Source organism: Stenotrophomonas maltophilia, from assembly GCF_047782825.1.
GTDB lineage: Bacteria > Pseudomonadota > Gammaproteobacteria > Xanthomonadales > Xanthomonadaceae > Stenotrophomonas.
In genome coordinates this window covers 1791377-1809532 of the sequence record NZ_CP180589.1, presented here as the reverse complement: position 1 = coordinate 1809532, position 18156 = coordinate 1791377, and the positions used below count along the sequence as shown (strand labels likewise).

The following is an 18156-nucleotide window of genomic DNA, read 5'->3' as shown; positions in this document are numbered from 1 at the left end:
CCGCCGGGGCGGGTCAGGGGCCCTTCAGCAGCGGAATGATGATCGCGACCTTGAAGCCGCCGCCGGGCCGGTTCAGGTACTGCAGGCGGCCGCCCAGGTGCTCCACCGCCTCATGGGCGATGGCCAGGCCCAGCCCGGTGCCGCTGGCGGTGGTTCCGGGGGCGCGGAAGAAGCGCTCGCCCAGCCGCGGCATCATGTCCTCCGGCACGCCGGGGCCGTTGTCGTCCACGTGCAGTTCCACGTCGTTGTCATCCAGCGCATGCACGCCCACGGTCACCGTGGCCTCGCGGCCGGCGTAGCGCAGGGCGTTGTCGATCAGGTTGTCCAGCGCCTCGTGCAGCAGCGCGCCGTTGCCCAGCACGCGCAGGGGCTGCTGGCTGCCCTGGTAGCCCAGGTCGATGCCATCGCGGATCGCTTCGGGCACGCGCATGCCCACCCACTGCGGCACCAGCTCGGACAGGTCCAGTGCCTCCACGGTTTCGGGCACGGTCTGCGCGCGGCTCAGCGCCAGCAGCTGGGTGCTGACGCGGGCGGTGCGCTGGTTCAGCCGGCGGATGTGCTGCAGGGCCTCGCGCACCGTGTCCGCATCGCCATGGGCCAGCGCCTGGTCCACGTGCAGGGCCATGCCGGCCAACGGGGAGCGCAGCTGATGGGCGGCATCGGCGATGAAGCGGTTCTGCAGGGTGATCATTTCCGACTGCCGCGCGAACAGGCCGTCGATGGTGCTGATCAGCGGCTGGATCTCTTCGGGCACGTCGGCATCGGAAATCGGCTCCAGCTTGCCGCGGCGCTGGGCCAGGCGCGTGGTCAGCGGGGTCAGGATGCGCAGGCCATAGGTGACGCCGAACCAGACCAGCGCCGCCATGCCCAGTGCCAGCATGGTCATCAGCGGGATGATGATCAGCAGGATCTCGCGTGCGCGCGCACGGCGGTCGGCCATGCTTTCGGCCACGGTCACCGCCAGCTGGTCCTGCGGGTCGCTCATGGCGACCGTGCAGACGGTGGCCATGCGCACCTGCTGGCCGTTCAACTCACCGTCGTACAGGGCAGGGTGCACGCCTTCGCAGTCCTGCGAGGGTGCGTACGCACTGAAATCGGCATTGCCGCTGATCGTGCCGAAACGGCTGCTGTCCACGTTGAAGTAGCGATGCCCGTCCGGGTCGTATTCGATGAGGAACTGCGCCTGTGGCGAGATGTCGCTGCTGACCGGCATGCCACTGAGCATCTGCGCGAACGAATGGGTGTCGTCGGTCAGGTTGCGGTCGTGGATGCGGTTGGAATAATCCAGCGCTACGTAATAGGCCACTACCGTGTTGAACACCAGCAGGCCCAGCATCGGCAGCGCCAGGAAGGCGAGCAGGCGCCGGCGCAGGCTGGGCGGGCCACTGATCACGGGGTGCTGTCGCCCTGGCCGTCTTCCAGCATGTAGCCCAGCCCGCGCACGGTGCGGATGCCCATGCCGCCGGGCTGCAGCTTGCGGCGCAGGCGGTGCAGGGCGATGTCCAGGCCGTTGTCGGTCAGGTCCTGGCCCCAGTCGCACAGGGCTTCCACCAGCTGCGCACGCGACACGATGCGCTCGGCACGCACGGCCAGGGCCGACAGCAGGCCGAACTCACGCGCGGTCAGTTCCAGGCTCTGGTCGTCGATCCACACGCGGTGCCCGGCCAGGTCCAGGCGCAGGCGGCCGATGCGCAGGTCCGGGTTGCCGTTGCTGGTGACCCGGCGCAGCTGCGCGCGCACGCGCGCTTCGAACTCATCCAGGGCAAAAGGTTTGACCAGGTAATCGTCGGCGCCCAGGTCGAGCACGCGCACCCGCTCGGCCAGACCATCGCGGGCGGTCACCACCAGCACGGCCAGGCCGTCACCGCGCTGGCGCAGGCGCTGCAGCACGTCGCGGCCATCCAGCTGTGGCAGCCCCAGGTCCAGCACCAGCAGCGCGTACTGGGTGGAACCCAACGCCGCATCGGCATGCGCGCCGTTGTCCACATGGTCCACCACATGGCCCTGGCGGCGCAGCGACGCGCACAGACCGGAGGCGATGTCCGGGTCGTCTTCAGCGATCAGCACGCGCATGCAGGGCTCCTGGGGGGCGGTCCCGCCGGCCCGGTGCGGACCGGCCGGCGTCTCGGCTGCCGAGGGTAGCGGCAAACCGGGTGAAGGTGGCGCCTGCCGCGGCCTGCGCGCGCCGCCCGCTGGCCCGGCGTTCAGTCCTGCAGGCCGGGTACGCCGTCGGCCAGCGGTACCCGCGAGCCGTCCAGCAGGCCGCGGCTGAGCCTGCCACCCTCGATGAACAGCAGTTCGCCGTTCTCGCCGTTCTTGATGCTGCTGTCGATGGCGATCACGCGCCCGCCATGGAAGCGGCTCACGTGCGGCATCGAGGTATGGCCGACCACGATGCGCTTGAGCTGCAGGCGGTCCAGCACGGCCTGCACGCCGTCGCTGTCCAGCCGCCCGTCGAAGTAGCCGCGGTACCAGATCGGGCTGGTCTTGCCGTCATACAGCGGTGCGGTGGCCGGGTCGGCCTTCACCTCCGCCTTGGGCGTGCCCAGCGAGGCCTGGTAGGCCGCATTGGTGGCGGCCGGGTCCAGCGCCAGCTGCACCGCCTCGGGCGAAATGCCGCCATGCAGGAACAGGGTGTCGCCGATCTTCAGCAGCACCGGGCGGGTGCGCAGCCATTGGCCGATCACCGAATCGGCGGCGTACAGCTGCGGGTAGCTGCGGCCCAGCAGCTGGGCGCTGCGCAGGTATTTCGGGTTGACGTAGCGCAGGTCGTCGTAGAGCACCATGGTTTCGTGGTTGCCCAGCACGAAGTGCACTGCGCCGCCGGCCGCAGCGGCCTGCTGCTGCAGCCCGTACAGCAGCCAGAACGCTTCGGTCACCTGCGGGCCGCGATCGAATACATCGCCGGCGATGACCAGGGTGTCCTTGCCCAGGGCCCAGCGATCCCGCGCATCGATCACCTGGTTGGCGCGCAGCAGCCTTACCAGCAGGCCGTACTGGCCATGGATGTCGGACACCGCGACGATGCGCGGGGTGGCGGGCAGCACCGACACCGACGGCGCCACCGGCGGCAGCACATGCACGTTGTGGCCGTAACCACACTGAGGAGTGAAGTCGGTGCCATTCGCATCGGCCGGCAGGGTGCGCATCTGCACCTGGTCGCCACAGATCCACGTGGCCCGCAGCTGGTCGCCGATGCGGAAGACATACGGGCCATCGGCGTCGACATGCTCGGCCGGCGTGGCCACCTCGCGTGCCTGCAGTGATGGCGTGGCCAACAGGGCCAGCGGCAACAGCAGCAGGGCGGGGCGGAGCAGGCGGCGGTGCAGCATGGGCGGTTCCTCGACGGGCAACAAAAAGGCGGGCCTGAAGGCCCGCCGGTGATGCTACGCCGTTGTCCGCCCCGGCAGCATGCGCCGAAGGTGGGGGTCACTGTGCGGAATCGGGTGCCCGGCGCCGCAAGGTGTGGATCAGAACTTCGCGCGCAGATTGAACAACACGCGGCGCGGCTCGCCCCAGTAGCCGGAATTGAAGAAGCCGACGTTGCGGTAGTAGACCTTGTCGAACAGGTTGGTGACCGTCACGCCCACGCTCAGGTTGTCGTTGATGCGGTAGCGGCCCATCAGGTCGAACAGCACGTAGCCGCCCTGGCTCATCTTGCCGGTGGCGGTGACCGGGGTGCCGTTGGCATTGAAGCGCCCGGTGGGAATCGGCTGCATCTGGTAGATCTCGCTCTGCACGCTGAAGCCACCACCCACGGTCCATGCGCCGTGGCTGTAGGTGGTGTTGAAGCGCGCCAGGTGCATCGGGCTGGTGCTGGCGAAGCGGCTGCCGTCAGGGTTGCTGCTGTAGCTGTAGGTATAGCCGCCGGTCATGCTCCAGTGGTCGGTGATGGAGCCGGACACTTCAAACTCGCCGCCCTGGGTGGTGATGCCTTTGCTGGCGATGTAGGGCGAACTGCCATCGGGCAGCTTGATCTCGCCACCGTTGGGGTCCAGTTCGGCCACGTTGTCCTGCTTCATGTAGAAGCCGTTCAACGAGGTGTACAGGCGGCCGCCGAAGAATTCACCCTTCAGGCCGTACTCGTAGTTGCCGCCGGTGGTGGGGTCCAGCAGCTGGTTGTTGATGTCGCGGCGCGCGGTGGCCTGGAAAACGTCCGAGTAGCTGGCGAAGGCGGTGATGCTGCTGCTGAGGTCGTACAGCACCCCCACGTACGGGGTCAGCTCGTGCGCGGTGGTGCGCGCGCTGCGGCTGGTGAATACCCCGTTGACGTCGTAGTTGTCGGTGGTGGTGCGGTAGTCGGAATAGCGCGCACCGGCAATGATCTTCAGCGGATCGATCGGGTTCAGGCGCACGGCAGCGTAGTAGCCGGTCTCGGTGGTGTTCACCGTGTTCGACGGAATGCCGTAGTTGAAGGTGGTGGGCTTGCCGATGTTGCCGTCCCACTCGTAGATGCTGGGGAAGGCATTGACGTTGTACGGGCGCGAGGTGATGCCGGCGCGGATCGTGTCCAGGTCGCGGTCGTAGTGGTTGATGCCCACCACCAGTTCATGCGAACGGCCGAACAGCTGGAACGGGCCGGAGGCATACAGGTCGAACGCATCTTCGCGCGTCTCGGATACCGAATAGGTATCGGCAATGCGCAGGCCGAGCCCGGTGGTCGCATTGGCCCAGTTGCCGGTGTTGGAGCCGGCCATCAGCAGCGAGTCGGTGTCGGTGGCGCGGTGGTTGTAGGCCAGGCGGCCGCTCCAGCCGGCGCCAAGCTGCTGTTCCAGGGTGGCGAAGTAGTTGGTGCTTTCGCGGTTCCACTCGTTCCAGCGCGCCGCAGCGCTGTAGGAATGCGGCATGTGCGCGCGGGTGCCGTCGCGGAAGTACAGCGGCGAAGCGCTCCATGCGCCGCCATCGGAGCCGGTCTTCAGATAGTCGATGCCGGCGCGCAGGCGGGTACTGTCGGTCAGGTCGGCTTCGATCACGCCATACAGGCTGGGCGATTTATCGTGCTGGAAGCGCACCCAGCTTTCCTTGTCGGTGTAGGCGCCGACGAAGCGGCCACGCACGCGGCCGCCCTTGCTGAGCGGGCCGGACACATCCACTTCGGCGCGCTTGTAATCCCACGAACCGGCACTGAGGCTGGTGCTGGCCTGGAAGGTTTCGGTCGGGCGCTTGCGCACCATGTTCACCGTGGCCGACGGATTGCCCGAACCGGTGACCAGGCCGCTGGCGCCGCGCACCACTTCGATCCGCTCGTAGATGGAGGTATCGCTGAGGATAGAGTTGCCGCCGGCACCGGTGGTGTAGTTGGTGGGAATGCCATCGAACATGAAGTTGTTGATGGCAAAGCCACGCGCGTTGAACAGCGTGCGGTTGCTGTCGTAGGACTGGATGGTGACGCCCGGGGTCTGCTGCAGCACTTCGGAAATGGTGATGAGGTTGAAATCCTCGATGCGCTGGCGGGTGAACACGGTCAGCGACTGCGGGGTTTCACGCAGGGTCAGCGGCAGCTTGGTGGCGGTGTTGGTGCCGTACACCTGGTAGCCCTCGGTGCGCTGGGTGACCATCACCCGATCCAGTTCGGTGGTGGTCGGGGCACTGTCCTGGGCGAAGGCCGGCGCGGCGGCGCAGGCAAGCGACATGGCAAGGGCGTTCCGGCGCAGGGCGCCAGAGGAAGGCTGCTTCATGATGGAACCTCGGTTTCTAGGTCAGGAACGGGAAGACGGGCGTGGCGCCGGCTTGGCCGGGCTGCGGAAACTGAGCCAGAGCAGCATGGCGCCGGCACCGGCGGCGAGTACGCCGCACCAGCCAACGAAGCCCATGGCAATGCCCCAGGCGGCGAGGCTGGCCAGCAGGCTGGCGGCCAGCCCCAGCACGCCCAGGCCCTGCAGCAGGCGGCGGCGCGCCACAGGCGGCGCTTGGCCGGCCACATCGCGGTGGTGGCGGTCCATGGCCATGGCCAGGCAGGCGAAGGCAGCTGCGGCCAGCAGCACGGCAAGCACGCTCATGCGCGTGCCTCGGCCGGGCTGCTGGCACGCGCGGTACGCGGCTTGCGCTGCGCCGGCACGAAGCGATGCACCTTGCGCGCCGCCCACAACAGGCTGGCCCCGATCAGCAGCAGGCCGATATCGATGCCGGCCTTGGCGCCATCGCCCACGGCCAGCGCGGTGACCGCGCCGCCGTGCCAGACCACCAGGTTGTACAGCGGCAGGCCCAGTGCCAGCACGCCGGCCAGTGCGAGCTGTTCCACCCAGCCACGGCGCGGTGCGCGCAGCAGGGCGTGCAGCACGCAGGCGGCCCAGGCGTAGAAGAACACCTTCACTTCGCCATCGCTGCGGTTGGCCACGTCCAGCGGCAGCAGGCGGTTGCCCCATAGGAAAGCCAGCATCGCCACCGGCAGGCCGGTGACGAAGCCGATGTTCAGGCGTTCGACAATGCGGAAGCCGAGGTGCGGGCGCGCTGGATCGGGCAGCTGCGTGCGCCGCTTCACGGTCCACAGCACCAGGCCGGTGGCGACCATCAGGGTGCCGGCCACGCCGGACAGGAAGAACAGCCAGCGCATGAAGGTGGGCGCAAAGCGTGCCGCATGCAGGCCGATCATGCCGTCGCGGGTAATGACCGCAGCCGAGCGTGGCGCAGCGGCGTCCAGCAGTTCGCCCTGTGCATCGAAGCTGAGCGCATCGGCGGCACCGGCGATCTGGTCGCCCTGCTGCCGGCGTATGTTGATGCGCATAGCCGCATCACCCGGGTTGTCGATCTGCAGCGATGCGGCATGGCCGCCCCCCCATTGCAGATCGGCACGGCGCAGCACCGCGTCCAGTGCCGGTGGCGTGGCGGCCACGCCGCTGGCCTCGACCTTTTCCGCGCGCGGGAACAGTTCGGCGAAGAACGCGTCGCGCCCGCCGGGGTAGTTGGCATCCACCGCCCACGGCATGTACAGCGTCATCAGGGTGATCAGGCCGGTGTAGGTGATCATCAGATGGAACGGCAGCGACAGCACGGCCAACGCGTTGTGGCCATCCAGCCAGCTGCGCTGGCCCTTGCCGCGGCGGAAGGTGAAGAAGTCGGTGAAGATCTTCTTGTGGGTGATGACCCCGCTGATCAGCGCGACCAGCATCAACATCGAACAGGCGCTGATGAACCAGCGCGCCCACAGCACCGGCACGTAGTGCAGATCGAAGTGCAGGCGGTAGAAGAAGTTGCCGCCACGCGTCTCGCGCACCTGCACCGGGTTGCCGTCGGCATCCAGCGTGGCCTGGTTGGGATTGCGCTGGCCACGGCGGCGTTCCTTCTCGCCCGGCGGCTGCCAGCTGACCGTGGTGGCGGTGCTGCGCGAATCAGGCAGTTCGATGCTCCAGCGCTGTGCATCGGGCGCGGTGCGGGCGAGGAACTGCTGGGCCTGGGTGACCGCAGTGGCGCTGTCGGCGGGCAGGCCGATTTCCGGCTGCATCCAGCGGGTCAGCTCTTCCTTCCAGTAGGCGGCGGTGCCGGCGATGAAGATCAGGAACAGGACCCAGCCGACCACCAGGCCCGACCAGGTATGCAGCACCGACTGCGATTGGCGAAAGCCACCGAGGTTGCTCATGCCACGCCCCCGCGCAGCAGCCAGGCCAGCAGCGCGCCCACGCCGCCGACAAGCAGCAGGCCGAGGGTGGCGCGCAGGGTGCTGCGTGCAGCGTAGGCCCAGATGGCGGCCAGGGCGTAGACCAAGAAGGCGGCCATGGTCGCGACCAGGGTGGCATCGGCGGTGGCGCCTGGCAGCAGACGGGCCAGTGCCGCCGCCCAGCACGCGGCGACGGCGTAGCCGCCCAGCAGGGCCAGACCGCCACGTGCCCAGAGCAGGGCATGGCCGCTACCGCGGGCCACGCGCTTGGCCGCCGGGGTGCCGGCGGGGGAGGAAGAAGAGGGTGCGGCCATCGCCGATGTCAATAGGAATCGAATGCAATTGCGATTGAATGCTATTTGACACCGGTGGCGCTGTCGAGTCCCCCATTCGGGGGAGGCGCCCGCAGAAGCGTCAGAGCTTGCGGACCACGGTCTGCCCGGCGTCGACGGCGTGCCCGCCTGCGTCCAGCGGCTGCATGTAGGGCAGGGCGGCGCCGCTGCCACGCTCGACCAGGGTGGAATGCGCCTCACCGGGGCCGAAGCAGTGGCGTTCGCCCCACTGGCGCAGCGCCACCAGCAGCGGGAAAAGGTCGCGACCGGCGGCGGTCAGCACGTAGTCCTGGTAGGCACTGCCGTCGGCGGCAGGCTCTTGCACCAGCAGACCGGCGTCGACCAAGCGGCGCAGCCGGTCACTGAGGATGTTGCGGGCCGCGCCCAGGCTGCGCTGGAAATCGCCGAAGCGGCTGATGCCATCAAACGCATCGCGGATGACCAGCAAGGCCCAGCGGTCGCCCAGCAGGTCGGCGCTGCGGGCTACGGGGCAGGGGCTGTCGGCATGCATGGCGGGCACCGGTGGGAATGTGGTTGCAGTTTAAAACCAGTGGCGCTACGGTGCATCAAGTTTCAAATTGAAACCACACATCCCTGGTGCATGGTGACACTCCTTCCTTCCCGTTCCCTGTTCGCGCTGCTGGCGGTAGCCGCCGGGGCCAGCGTGGCCAATGTCTACTACGCGCAGCCTCTGCTGGAACAACTGGCGCGGGACTTCGGACTGGATGCGGCGGCGGCGGGTGCTGCCGTGGCCGCCACCCAGATCGGCAGCGTGCTGGCCCTGCTGGGCCTGTTGCCGTTGGCCGACCGTGGTGACCGACGCCGCCTGCTGCGCATCCAGTTGCTGGCACTGGTGGCCGTGCTGGCTGGGCTGGCCATGGCGCAGACGCCTGCGTGGCTGCTGTCGGGCATGGTGCTGGCAGGCCTGCTGGGCACGGCGCTGACCCAGGGATTGATCGCCTATGCCGCCCATCTGGCCGAACCGGCCGAGCGTGGGCGTCGGGTGGGAGCCGTGCAGGGTGGGGTGTTCATCGGCCTGCTGTCGGCGCGCGTGGTGTCCGGCAGCGTTGCGGCGCTGGCCGGCTGGCGTGCGGTCTATCTGTTGTCGGCCGTGGTGATGGCGGCGCTGGCGCTGCTGTTGTGGCGGCGGTTGCCGGCCCTGCCGGTGCCCGCCGTGCCACCGCGCTGGCGTGTGTTGCTGGGGTCGATGCTGGCGATGCTGCGCGACAACGGCACCCTGCGCGAACGCGGGCCGTTGGCCCTGCTGCTGTTCGCCGGCCTGAACGTGTTCTGGGCGGCGGTGCCGCTGCCGTTGTCGGCGCCGCCGCTGCGCTGGTCCACCGCGGCGATCGGTGCGCTGGGCCTGGCCGGGGTGGTCGGTGCGCTGCTGGCCGCGCAGGTCGGGCACTGGATGGACCGTGGGCATGCGCACCGGGTCAGTCTTGCCGCACTGCTGCTGATGCTCGTCGCGTGGTGGCCGCTGCTGGGCCTGCCGCATTCGCTGGCCCTGCTGGTGCTGGGCGTGGTGCTGCTCGACCTGGGCGGGCAGGCGCTGCATGTGTCCAACCAGGCGCTGCTGTTGCGCGCACCGATCGAACAGCATGGGCGCCTGGTGGCGTTGTACATGCTGTTCTATGCCGTGGGCAGCGGCGCCGGCGCAGCGGCCGGCACCTGGATGCAGGCCCGGCATGGCTGGGCGGCGGTATGCACGCTGGGCGCAGCGACCGCGCTGCTGGCACTGCTGTGGTGGGCGCAGCTTCGCGCCCGGCCACGCGTCGCCCCGGCATGCTGCGCCGGTTCGCCCTAGCCGCGGCGCGCCCGGGTCAGCGCTGCAGGGCGCGCCGGCCGGGGGCTTCCGGCAGGGAGGCATCGGCCAGCACCACGCGGTTGCGGCCACCGCGCTTGGCGGCGTACATCGCGGCATCGGCGCGTGCCATCAGCCGTTCGTAATCGGGGTGGCCATCGTGGCCGGCCACGCCGATGCTGGCGCTGAGGTCCAGCCGCTGGCCGTTGGGCAGGCTTACCGGCGACTGCGCGATCTGCCGGCGCAGGCTTTCGGCGATCACCATCGCCTGCGATTCGCTGGCGGCCACCAGCACCACCACGAACTCTTCGCCGCCATAGCGGAACAGGTAGTCGCTGCCACGGGTCAGCTGCCCCAGCAGGGCGGCCACGTGCTGCAACGCGCGGTCACCGGCGTCGTGGCCATGGCCATCGTTGATCGCCTTGAAATGGTCCAGGTCCAGCAGCAGCAACGAGAAGGGCGTCTGGTTGCGCGTGGCCAGTTCGATTTCCCGGCGCAGTACGGTCGGCAGGAAGCGCCGGTTGAGCAGGTTGGTCAGCGCATCGCTGCCCGCGTCCAGTTCGCCGATGCGTTCGAACAACAGGGTCATCAGGTTGCGGATGGTGGCCAGGTCTTCGCGGACCGGTGGCAGCACGGCCAGGCGCTGGGAAGGGGGGGCATCGCTGCCTGCGCGCTGCAGGCAATGGTCGATGCGCGCGACCAGCTGGCAGACCTGCTGGGTTTCGCTGCTTTCGCCGAAGCTGGGAACGCCCTTGTGGGTGAACCACAGGCCGAATTCGGACGTGGCCAGGCTGGCACCCTGGCCATCGCCGGCATGGCCGGCCAGGGTGTACAGCAGGGTGTTTTCCCAATCCAGCAGCAGTGCGCGCTGGCGTTCGCGTTCGGTGCTGACGTTCTGCACCAGCGAGAACAGCCGGTACGCGGCATCGGTGCGCGAAGAGCGTTCACGGGCATGGGTGTAGGCCAGGGTCATGCCTTCCATGGCGATATCCATGGTGGCGCTCAGGCAGTCGATGGCGGCGAAGGCCGTCGCGCTGTCGTGGGCCAGCCCACGCAGGCGTGCGAACAGTTCCTGCTTGAGCACGCGCGCGCCGCGGGTGACCAGATCCACGGGGATGCCCACGCGCGCATGCACATCGCCGATCACCCGCTGTGCGGCCACTGCCGCGGCGACGTCACCCGCACCGGTGCACAGCAACTGGGTGAGCCAGCGCTGCATGGCCGGCTGCAGGCGATCCTTCACCTGTTCGTGGGACAGGAAGCGGCGCGCACGCGCATCCTGCAGCAGCACGTCGTAGAAGCGCTGCGCCAGCGCGGGCGGTGCATCCTGCGCGACCTGCCGCAGCAGCGCGGTGGCGTCAGGGCCGGCCTGCAGCAGGCAGTGCTGCCATGCATCGGCCAGCGGTTGGCTGGCCTCATCCAGTTGGGGTGTGTCCACGTCGGTATCCAGCGGCGTACAGCAAACCACCGGTATCGGCAGCGCGGGCGTACGGTTGATGGGGGTTGAGCCGGCAGTTTAAGCGCGATGCAGGCAGGGTGCCTGCCCGCTGCGCTGGCGGGGCGGCCACGCCTGCAATGTTATAAACAGCGTAATAGTCTCCCGCGCCGCCCGCGCGTAGCCTTCATGCATTGCACAGGAGCTTTGCCATGGGCCATGACCACGACCACCTGCCATCGGAAATCCGCCACGAGAAGCCGTTGTGGTGGGCGCTTGGCCTGACCACCACCTTCCTGGTGGTGGAAGTGGTGGGTGCGTTCTGGACCAACAGCCTGGCGCTGCTGTCCGATGCCGCGCATATGGCCACCGATACCCTGGCCCTGATGATTGCCCTGGTGGCCGTGCGCCTGAGCCGGCGCCCGCCCGATGCGCGCCGCACCTACGGCTACGCGCGCCTGGAAGCGCTGGGCGCGATGATCAATGGCGCGATGCTGTTCGTGGTTGCGGGCTACATCCTCTGGGAAGCCATCGCGCGCTTCCGCCAGCCGCAGGAGATCGCCTCGACCGGCATGCTGGTGATCGCGGCGATCGGCCTGGTCATCAACCTCATTTCGATGCGCCTGCTGCAGGCCGGCAGCGGCGAAAGCCTGAACGTGAAGGGCGCTTACCTGGAAGTGTGGGCGGACATGCTTGGCTCGGTAGCAGTGATCGTGGGCGCGTTGCTGATCCGCTGGACCGGCTGGAAGCCGATCGACCCGATCCTGGCCGTGCTGATCGGCCTGTGGGTGCTGCCGCGTACCTGGGTGCTGATGCGCGAAGCCATCAACGTGCTGCTGGAAGGCGTGCCCAAGGGCACCGACGTGGCCAAGGTGCGTGCCGGCCTGTCCGCACACGCGGCGGTGCTGGATGTGCATGACCTGCATGTGTGGGCGCTGGCATCGAGTACCCCGGCGCTGACCGCGCACGTGGTGATGCGTGATGGCACCGATGCCGATGCGCTGCGCCGCGAACTGGGTGCACGCCTGCACGAAGAGTTCGGCATCGACCACGTGACCCTGCAGATCGAGGCGGATCATTGCGGCGAAGCGTGCGGGCAGCCGGTGAAGCACGATCATGACCATGACCATGATGCGCAGGGCCATCATGGCCACGTGCACCGGTAAAGAATTTCGACCGGGTCGCGTCGGCTGGGTAGAGTCGACTGCTAGTCGACTGCTCTTGGCGGAAAACCCCGAAAATCCCGCGCTTCGCGCGATAGTCGACTAGCAGTCGACTCTACCCCTCGGCTCTACCCTCATCGCGGCGCGAGGCCAGTCGATCGGCCAGCCGCGTCGGCTCGGGCAGCCGATAACCGCGCAGCGTGCGCTGCACCCAGGCCAGTGCCGTATCGGCACTGACCCGATGGCCACCGGCCACGAACAATGGCTTGCAGCGGACCTTGCTGCGCAGGACCCAGCCCAGTTGCTCGTCACCATCCAGCAGCGGCGTATGTGCGCCGGCTTCGGCGCCGGGTTCTTCGAAACGGCCGACCAGTTTCGACTTGGCCACGCCGATGCTGGGCAGGTTGGTCACCACGCCGAGGTGTGCGGCCACCCCCAACCGGCGCGGGTGGCTGATGCCGTGGCCATCGACGAATACCAGGTCGGGCGTGTGCGGCAGCTGTGCCAGCGCGACCAGCAGGGCCGGCAGCTCGCGGAAGCTGAGCAGGCCGGGAATGTAGGGCATGACGGTGGGAATGCGCGCGATTTCCTGCGCCACCGGCTGCAGGGTGCTGGCATCGAGCAGCACGGCGGCGGCGCGGGTGATGGCGCCGTTGTCCTCGAAGCCCACGTCCAGCCCGGCCAGCCAGCGCGGCGCGGCCGCCAGGCGATCCTGCCGTTCCACCCGGCCGGCCAACTGCAGTTGCTGCGCGCGGGCGGCGGCCACGCTGCCTTCCCAGCGGCCGGGGTCGATCAAGGTGTGGCCGATAGGTGTATTCATCGCCCACAGCATGGCATGGGCGCTGCCACGGTGCGGTGAGCGCGGCCGGGGCTACAATGGCCGCCTGCCTACCCACGCGTTGGAGATCCTGCAGTGACCCGTAAACTCGTACTGTTGCGCCATGGCCAGAGCCAGTGGAACCTGGATAACCGCTTCACCGGCTGGGTCGATGTCGACCTGACCGACCAGGGCCGCAGCGAGGCCGCCAATGCCGGCCGCCTGATGTGCGAAGAAGGCCTGCAGTTCGATGTTGCCCACACCTCGGTGCTCAAGCGTGCCATCCACACCCTGCAGGGGGCGCTGGCCGAACTGGGCCAGGACTGGCTGCCGGTGAACAAGTCCTGGCGCCTCAACGAGCGCCACTACGGTGGCCTGCAGGGCCTGGACAAGGCCGAGACCGCCGCCAAGCACGGCGAGGAGCAGGTCAAGGTGTGGCGCCGTTCGTACGACATCCCGCCGCCGCCAATGGACCTGGAAGACCCGGGCCACCCGATCCACGACCGCCGTTACGCCGGCCTGGACCGCAACGCGCTGCCGGGCACCGAATCGCTGGCGACCACGCTCGACCGCGTGCTGCCGTACTGGCACGACGCCATCGCGCCGCAGCTGAAGGAAGGCAAGACCGTGCTGGTCACCGCCCATGGCAATTCGCTGCGCGCGCTGTACAAGTACCTCAACAACGTGTCGCGCGAGGAAATCCTCGAGCTGAACATCCCGACCGGCATCCCGCTGCTGTTCGAACTGAACGACGACCTGACCGTCAAGTCGTTCCGCTACCTGGGCGACCCGGAAGCCGCCCGCAAGGCCGCTGAAGCCGTGGCCAACCAGGGCAAGGCAAAATAAAGCACAAGGCCGGCGCAAGCCGGCCTTTCCTTTTGTAGAGCCGAGCCCATGCTCGGCCGCTGCCGCACCCGAGTAGAGCCACCCCATGGGTGGCTGCATCTGTCCGCTACGAAGGACCCAGCAGGCGCATCTTCGGCGGCTGCAATGCAGCAATATCGATGACGTGGTCCTGGCATATCACTTGATAGTGCGCGAATGGCCCGGGGTAACGGCTATCAGCGAAGGTGGCATGGTCCAGATAGTCGAGGAACTTCGAACGGCTGTAGCGGCGGAACAGGTTTCCGCTCCAGGCTTCGGAGTCGTCCCAGCTCTGGTAGGACTCGTTGTGCACGGCATAGCTGATGTAGTGGTCCCAAACCAGCTCGAACTGCTGCGAACCGGAGGTTATCCCTATCGCGCGCGCGCAATCGATCGATCGTCCCTGACCGAGATCCACCCGGCGGGGCTCTCCTGTCACTCGTCCCTCGTCGATGACCAGTCGCAGACAGTTGGCGTCCGGTTCGCCAATATCCGTCAGGAACAGATACTCACAGGTGTCGAGGGCCTCCAGCAGCGCAGCTTCGTCCATGGGCACGAGGTCCGGTGATCGGGAGGACAAGAATACCGGCATGCAGTGGATTGGCGACGCTACGGGCTCGTGACCTTTGGCCGGTCCGTGCCGTGGGCATCCCCGGCTACCCTGTGAAATTACCCGCAGGAGAGCCTCATGAACGTCCGCAACCTGGTCCCGCTGGGCCTGACCATCGCCATTGCTGCTTCACTGGCCGCCTGTGGCAAGAATGAAACCGCGCCGGCTGCCACCGCCGATGCCAAGCCGGCCTTCGATCAGTCGCAGATCAAGACCGCGCTGATCTCGCTCAACAGCGCCGACCTGGATCCGTCCATCGCCGCCTGTACCGACCTCAATGGCTTCGTCAACAGCAAGTGGCTGAAGGCCAACCCGGTGCCGGGCGACCAGACCACCTGGGGCAGCTTCGAAATCCTGCGCGAGCGCTCGCTGGAAGTGCAGCACGCGCTGGTCGAGCAGGCTGCCGCCAGCCAGGCCAAGGCCGGTTCGGTGGAAGCCAAGATCGGCGACATCTGGAAGACCGGCAACGACGAAGCCAAGATCGAGGCCGCCGGCCTGGCCCCGCTGCAGCCGCAGCTGGACAAGATCGCTGCACTGAACGATACCGCCGCCATCACCCAGTACCTGCGCGACAGCCAGGCAGAAGGCAAGGGCGTGCTGTTCTCGCTGTTCGCCAATGCCGACTACAAGGATTCGGCCAACGTCATCGCCTACGTGGGCCAGGGCGGCCTGGGCCTGCCGGAGAAGGGCTACTACTTCGACGAATCGCAGGCCAAGATCCGTGACGCCTACGTGGCCTACATCGCCCAGGTGCTGACCCTGTCGGGCATGGACGCGGCGCAGGCCGCCGAACAGGCCAAGGCCGTGATGGCCTTCGAAACCCGCCTGGCCAAGGCGTCGATGTCGCGCATCGAGATGCGTGACCCGGCCAAGCGCTACAACCCGCTGAGCGCGGCCGACGCCGACAAGCTGACCCCGAACTTCAGCTGGACCGCGCTGTTTGACACCCTGAAGGTGCCGGCCGCGCAGAAGTTCTCGCTGGCCCAGCCGGGCTTCTTCGGCGAAATGGACAAGATGCTGGCCGACGTGCCGGCCAGCACCTGGCAGGCCTACCTGCGCTTCCACACCATCGACGATGCCTCGCCGTACCTGAGCAGCACCTTCGAAAAGGCCAACTTCGATTTCTACGGCACCACCCTGCGTGGCCAGAAGGAAATGCAGCCGCGCTGGAAGCGCGTGCTGGAATCGGTGAACGGTGGCATGGGTGAAGCCCTGGGCCAGCTGTACGTCGATGCGGTGTTCCCGGCCGAATCGAAGGTGGCCATGCAGCACCTGGTGGAAAACCTGTCGCAGGCGCTGAAGGCACGCCTGGAGCAGCTGCCGTGGATGGGCGAGGAAACCAAGAAGAAGGCGCTGGAAAAGTGGGCCAGCTTCACCCCGAAGATCGGTTACCCGGACAAGTGGCGTGACTGGGCGGGCCTGCAGACCAACGGCGACAGCTACCTGGGCAACATGCAGGCGGCGCGCGCGTTCAACTACCGCTACATGCTGGACAAGATCGGCAAGCCGGTGGACAAGACCGAGTGGGGCATGACCCCGCAGACCGTCAACGCCTACTACAACGCGACCAAGAACGAGATCGTGTTCCCGGCCGCCATCCTGCAGGCGCCGTTCTTCGACGCCAAGGCTGATCCGGCACTGAACTACGGTGGCATCGGCGCGGTCATCGGCCACGAGATGATGCACGGCTACGATGATTCGGGCAGCCAGTTCGCCGCCAATGGCAACTTCGACAACTGGTGGACCGACGCCGACCGCAAGGCCTTCACCGAACGTACCGACCAGCTGGTCGCACAGTTCGACGGCTACGAGTCGGTGCCGGGCGTGTTCGTGAAGGGCAAGCTGACCCTGGGCGAGAACATCGGTGACCTGGGCGGCCTGACCGTGGCCTACGACGCGCTGCAGATGGCGCTGAAGGAAGACCCGAAGGCCAATGTCGAAGTCGATGGCCACAGCCAGGACCAGCGCTTCTTCATGAACTGGGCCACCGTGTGGCGCCGCAACTTCACCGATGGCGAGCTGCGCGTGCGCCTGAACACCGATCCGCACGCCCCGGCCAACTTCCGTGCCAACGGTGCGCCGTCGAACATGCCGTCGTACGCCGCTGCATTCCAGTGCAAGGCCGGCGACGCCATGGTGCGCGCCGACGACAAGCGCGTGGTGATCTGGTAATGGCCACCGCGGTGGCATGAAAGCGGAAGGCCCGGCATTGCCGGGCCTTCCTGTTCTGGCGTGTCCTGATTGCCATCGGGCGCAGCGGATGCGCTAGGATGCGCGCGCTACGCGTGTCCTGCGCGCAGACAGGGACGTTCATGAGCATCAATCCATACCAGGCCAACAACGCCTCATCTTCCCCGACGACGCCCGCGATGCCGGCGTGCGGGCACCGCCGGCCTTTGTGGCTGGGGATGATCTTCGGGGCCATCGCGCCGTTCATCGGCCTGGTGGCGGTGCTGGTCGTGTTCGTGTTCACGCTCGGCCGAACCCCACACTATCTTGCCGTGCTGGGGGCCTCGCTTCACGAGATCATGGTGTCGATGGTCCTTGCGGTGCTGCTCTGTGGCCCCTGGATCGGGCTGCTTCGCTGGCGCCGGCGCCTGGGGTGGCTCCCGGTCTGCTGTGGTGCTGCGCTGATCGGCGGCATCATGCTGATGGTGCGGGCCAAGTGGCCGCCGGAAGAGGGCTACCTCGACATTCTGCTGATGGACCTTGGCTGGGGGCTCATCTTCTGCTTCCCGGTCGGTGGCTTCTTTGGCCTGCTCAGCGGGATCGGCTTCAGCGCGGGTGCGGGCATTCCGCTGCGGTCGCGCCGCTAGAGTGGCGATGCGGTTACCTGTGCATGCCGCTCAGGCCAGTGCGGGCTCGCGCGCCAGCATGCCGCAGAAGCGCTGCAGTAAGTAGGGATCGATCAGCCCGCCGGCCTGGTCATCGAGAATGCGCAGCACCGTCTCGTGTTCCATCGCATCGCGGTAGGGCCGGGCGCTGGTCATCGCATCGTAGGCATCGGCAATCGTCATGATGCGCGCGCCCAGCGGAATGGCCTCGCCCTGCAGGCCATCGGGGTAGCCGCTGCCATCGTAGGCTTCGTGGTGGGCGCGGATCAGCCGGGCCACCGGCAGTGCATCGCTGCGCCCGGTGGCCAGGAAGATGTGCTCACCCCGCACCGGGTGCTCGCGCATGATGGTGCGCTCTTCGTCGGTATGCCGGCGTGGGCTGAGCAGCACATCATCGGGTATGCCGATCTTGCCGATGTCATGGAAGCGCGCGGCCAGGCCAACCTGCGCGCAGCTCCCGGTATCCATGTCGCAGTGCGCGGCCAGGCGCTGCGCAAGCAGGCCTACGCGGTCGCAGTGGTGGCGGGTATAGGCATCGCGCATCTGCAGCGACATCGACAACGCGTCGATCAGGCAGGCCTGGGTGTGCAGCAGATCTGGGGGATTGGCTTCGAGCATGGGTCTGGCAACGCCGCGGGCGGCGCGGAAAGCAACAAGGCCCGCAGCAGCGGGCCCGGTCGGGGTGGGGGTGCGCATAGGGTAA

The 18156-nt window shown here is 67.7% G+C and carries 17 protein-coding genes; 5 read left to right on the top strand and 12 right to left on the bottom strand.

Annotation, left to right across the window (positions count from 1 at the left end; genetic code table 11):
* Nucleotides 1-13: 13 nt before the first annotated feature.
* From ACM2ZB_RS08360 to ACM2ZB_RS08325, 8 genes are all read right to left on the bottom strand, one after another.
* The gene (locus tag ACM2ZB_RS08360) at nt 14-1393 is read right to left on the bottom strand and encodes a sensor histidine kinase (protein ID WP_416058131.1); all 1380 of its coding nucleotides are present in this window, start codon (nt 1391-1393) and stop codon (nt 14-16) included.
* Entirely contained in the window at nt 1390-2073 is a 684-nt protein-coding gene (locus tag ACM2ZB_RS08355) for a response regulator (RefSeq protein ID WP_313435529.1), read from the bottom strand. The genes ACM2ZB_RS08360 and ACM2ZB_RS08355 overlap by 4 nt, the downstream gene beginning before the upstream one ends.
* Before the next feature lie 131 nt (nt 2074-2204).
* Complete coding sequence (locus tag ACM2ZB_RS08350; RefSeq protein ID WP_416058130.1) at nt 2205-3332, bottom strand: metallophosphoesterase; 1128 nt, start codon at nt 3330-3332, stop codon at nt 2205-2207.
* Between the two features lie 138 nt (nt 3333-3470).
* On the bottom strand, nt 3471-5633 hold the full coding sequence (locus ACM2ZB_RS08345; RefSeq protein WP_416058129.1) for a TonB-dependent siderophore receptor: 2163 nt from the start codon (nt 5631-5633) through the stop codon (nt 3471-3473).
* A gap of 66 nt (nt 5634-5699) precedes the next feature.
* The gene (locus ACM2ZB_RS08340; RefSeq protein WP_416058128.1) at nt 5700-5999 is read right to left on the bottom strand and encodes a DUF3325 domain-containing protein; all 300 of its coding nucleotides are present in this window, start codon (nt 5997-5999) and stop codon (nt 5700-5702) included.
* A complete protein-coding gene (locus tag ACM2ZB_RS08335) occupies nt 5996-7576 on the bottom strand; it encodes a PepSY-associated TM helix domain-containing protein (RefSeq protein WP_416058127.1) in 1581 nt (526 codons plus the stop codon). Before ACM2ZB_RS08335 ends, ACM2ZB_RS08340 begins: the two co-directional genes overlap by 4 nt.
* Nucleotides 7573-7908: a hypothetical protein gene (locus ACM2ZB_RS08330; RefSeq protein ID WP_416058126.1), complete on the bottom strand. Its 336-nt coding sequence runs from the start codon at nt 7906-7908 to the stop codon at nt 7573-7575. The genes ACM2ZB_RS08335 and ACM2ZB_RS08330 overlap by 4 nt, the downstream gene beginning before the upstream one ends.
* Nucleotides 7909-8008: 100 nt before the next feature.
* Complete coding sequence (locus ACM2ZB_RS08325) at nt 8009-8437, bottom strand: winged helix-turn-helix transcriptional regulator (protein ID WP_416058125.1); 429 nt, start codon at nt 8435-8437, stop codon at nt 8009-8011.
* A 93-nt stretch (nt 8438-8530) separates the two neighbouring features.
* Between ACM2ZB_RS08325 and ACM2ZB_RS08320 the strand changes: the two genes are divergently transcribed.
* On the top strand, nt 8531-9733 hold the full coding sequence (locus ACM2ZB_RS08320; protein WP_416058124.1) for an MFS transporter: 1203 nt from the start codon (nt 8531-8533) through the stop codon (nt 9731-9733).
* A 16-nt stretch (nt 9734-9749) separates the two neighbouring features.
* On the opposite strand, the gene ACM2ZB_RS08315 is transcribed toward ACM2ZB_RS08320, so the two are convergent.
* The gene (locus ACM2ZB_RS08315) at nt 9750-11168 is read right to left on the bottom strand and encodes a GGDEF domain-containing protein (RefSeq protein WP_416058123.1); all 1419 of its coding nucleotides are present in this window, start codon (nt 11166-11168) and stop codon (nt 9750-9752) included.
* A 209-nt stretch (nt 11169-11377) separates the two neighbouring features.
* Between ACM2ZB_RS08315 and ACM2ZB_RS08310 the strand changes: the two genes are divergently transcribed.
* Complete coding sequence (locus ACM2ZB_RS08310) at nt 11378-12331, top strand: cation diffusion facilitator family transporter (protein ID WP_416058122.1); 954 nt, start codon at nt 11378-11380, stop codon at nt 12329-12331.
* A 112-nt stretch (nt 12332-12443) separates the two neighbouring features.
* Here the strand turns inward: ACM2ZB_RS08310 and nfi are convergent, their stop codons facing one another.
* Nucleotides 12444-13148 carry a deoxyribonuclease V gene (gene nfi / locus ACM2ZB_RS08305; RefSeq protein WP_416058121.1) on the bottom strand — a complete coding sequence of 235 codons (705 nt, stop codon included), beginning with the start codon at nt 13146-13148 and terminating at the stop codon, nt 12444-12446.
* Nucleotides 13149-13241: 93 nt separating this feature from the next.
* On the opposite strand from nfi, the gene gpmA reads away from it, so the two are divergent.
* Nucleotides 13242-13991: a 2,3-diphosphoglycerate-dependent phosphoglycerate mutase gene (gene gpmA, locus ACM2ZB_RS08300; protein WP_416058120.1), complete on the top strand. Its 750-nt coding sequence runs from the start codon at nt 13242-13244 to the stop codon at nt 13989-13991.
* A gap of 106 nt (nt 13992-14097) precedes the next feature.
* Here the strand turns inward: gpmA and ACM2ZB_RS08295 are convergent, their stop codons facing one another.
* Nucleotides 14098-14559 (bottom strand): hypothetical protein, encoded by a 462-nt coding sequence (locus ACM2ZB_RS08295; protein ID WP_416058119.1) that lies wholly within the window; start codon nt 14557-14559, stop codon nt 14098-14100.
* Nucleotides 14560-14697: 138 nt separating this feature from the next.
* Between ACM2ZB_RS08295 and ACM2ZB_RS08290 the strand changes: the two genes are divergently transcribed.
* Nucleotides 14698-16791: a M13 family metallopeptidase gene (locus ACM2ZB_RS08290; protein ID WP_416058118.1), complete on the top strand. Its 2094-nt coding sequence runs from the start codon at nt 14698-14700 to the stop codon at nt 16789-16791.
* A 140-nt stretch (nt 16792-16931) separates the two neighbouring features.
* A complete protein-coding gene (locus ACM2ZB_RS08285) occupies nt 16932-17435 on the top strand; it encodes a hypothetical protein (protein ID WP_416058117.1) in 504 nt (167 codons plus the stop codon).
* 30 nt (nt 17436-17465) lie between these two features.
* Here the strand turns inward: ACM2ZB_RS08285 and ACM2ZB_RS08280 are convergent, their stop codons facing one another.
* Complete coding sequence (locus tag ACM2ZB_RS08280) at nt 17466-18071, bottom strand: HD-GYP domain-containing protein (RefSeq protein WP_416058116.1); 606 nt, start codon at nt 18069-18071, stop codon at nt 17466-17468.
* Between the last annotated feature and the right edge of the window lie 85 nt (nt 18072-18156).

Bases quoted from the DNA above. Each gene is read 5' to 3' on its own strand.
- ACM2ZB_RS08355 (WP_313435529.1), bottom strand. From the start codon at position 2,073: ATGCGCGTGCTGATCGCTGAAGACGACCCGGACATCGCCTCCGGTCTG.
- ACM2ZB_RS08350 (WP_416058130.1), bottom strand. From the start codon at position 3,332: ATGCTGCACCGCCGCCTGCTCCGCCCCGCCCTGCTGCTGTTGCCGCTG.
- ACM2ZB_RS08345 (WP_416058129.1), bottom strand. From the start codon at position 5,633: ATGTCGCTTGCCTGCGCCGCCGCGCCGGCCTTCGCCCAGGACAGTGCC.
- ACM2ZB_RS08340 (WP_416058128.1), bottom strand. From the start codon at position 5,999: ATGAGCGTGCTTGCCGTGCTGCTGGCCGCAGCTGCCTTCGCCTGCCTG.
- ACM2ZB_RS08335 (WP_416058127.1), bottom strand. From the start codon at position 7,576: ATGAGCAACCTCGGTGGCTTTCGCCAATCGCAGTCGGTGCTGCATACC.
- ACM2ZB_RS08330 (WP_416058126.1), bottom strand. From the start codon at position 7,908: ATGGCCGCACCCTCTTCTTCCTCCCCCGCCGGCACCCCGGCGGCCAAG.
- ACM2ZB_RS08325 (WP_416058125.1), bottom strand. From the start codon at position 8,437: ATGCATGCCGACAGCCCCTGCCCCGTAGCCCGCAGCGCCGACCTGCTG.
- ACM2ZB_RS08310 (WP_416058122.1), top strand. From the start codon at position 11,378: ATGGGCCATGACCACGACCACCTGCCATCGGAAATCCGCCACGAGAAG.
- nfi (WP_416058121.1), bottom strand. From the start codon at position 13,148: ATGAATACACCTATCGGCCACACCTTGATCGACCCCGGCCGCTGGGAA.
- ACM2ZB_RS08295 (WP_416058119.1), bottom strand. From the start codon at position 14,559: ATGGACGAAGCTGCGCTGCTGGAGGCCCTCGACACCTGTGAGTATCTG.
- ACM2ZB_RS08290 (WP_416058118.1), top strand. From the start codon at position 14,698: ATGAACGTCCGCAACCTGGTCCCGCTGGGCCTGACCATCGCCATTGCT.
- ACM2ZB_RS08285 (WP_416058117.1), top strand. From the start codon at position 16,932: ATGAGCATCAATCCATACCAGGCCAACAACGCCTCATCTTCCCCGACG.
- ACM2ZB_RS08280 (WP_416058116.1), bottom strand. From the start codon at position 18,071: ATGCTCGAAGCCAATCCCCCAGATCTGCTGCACACCCAGGCCTGCCTG.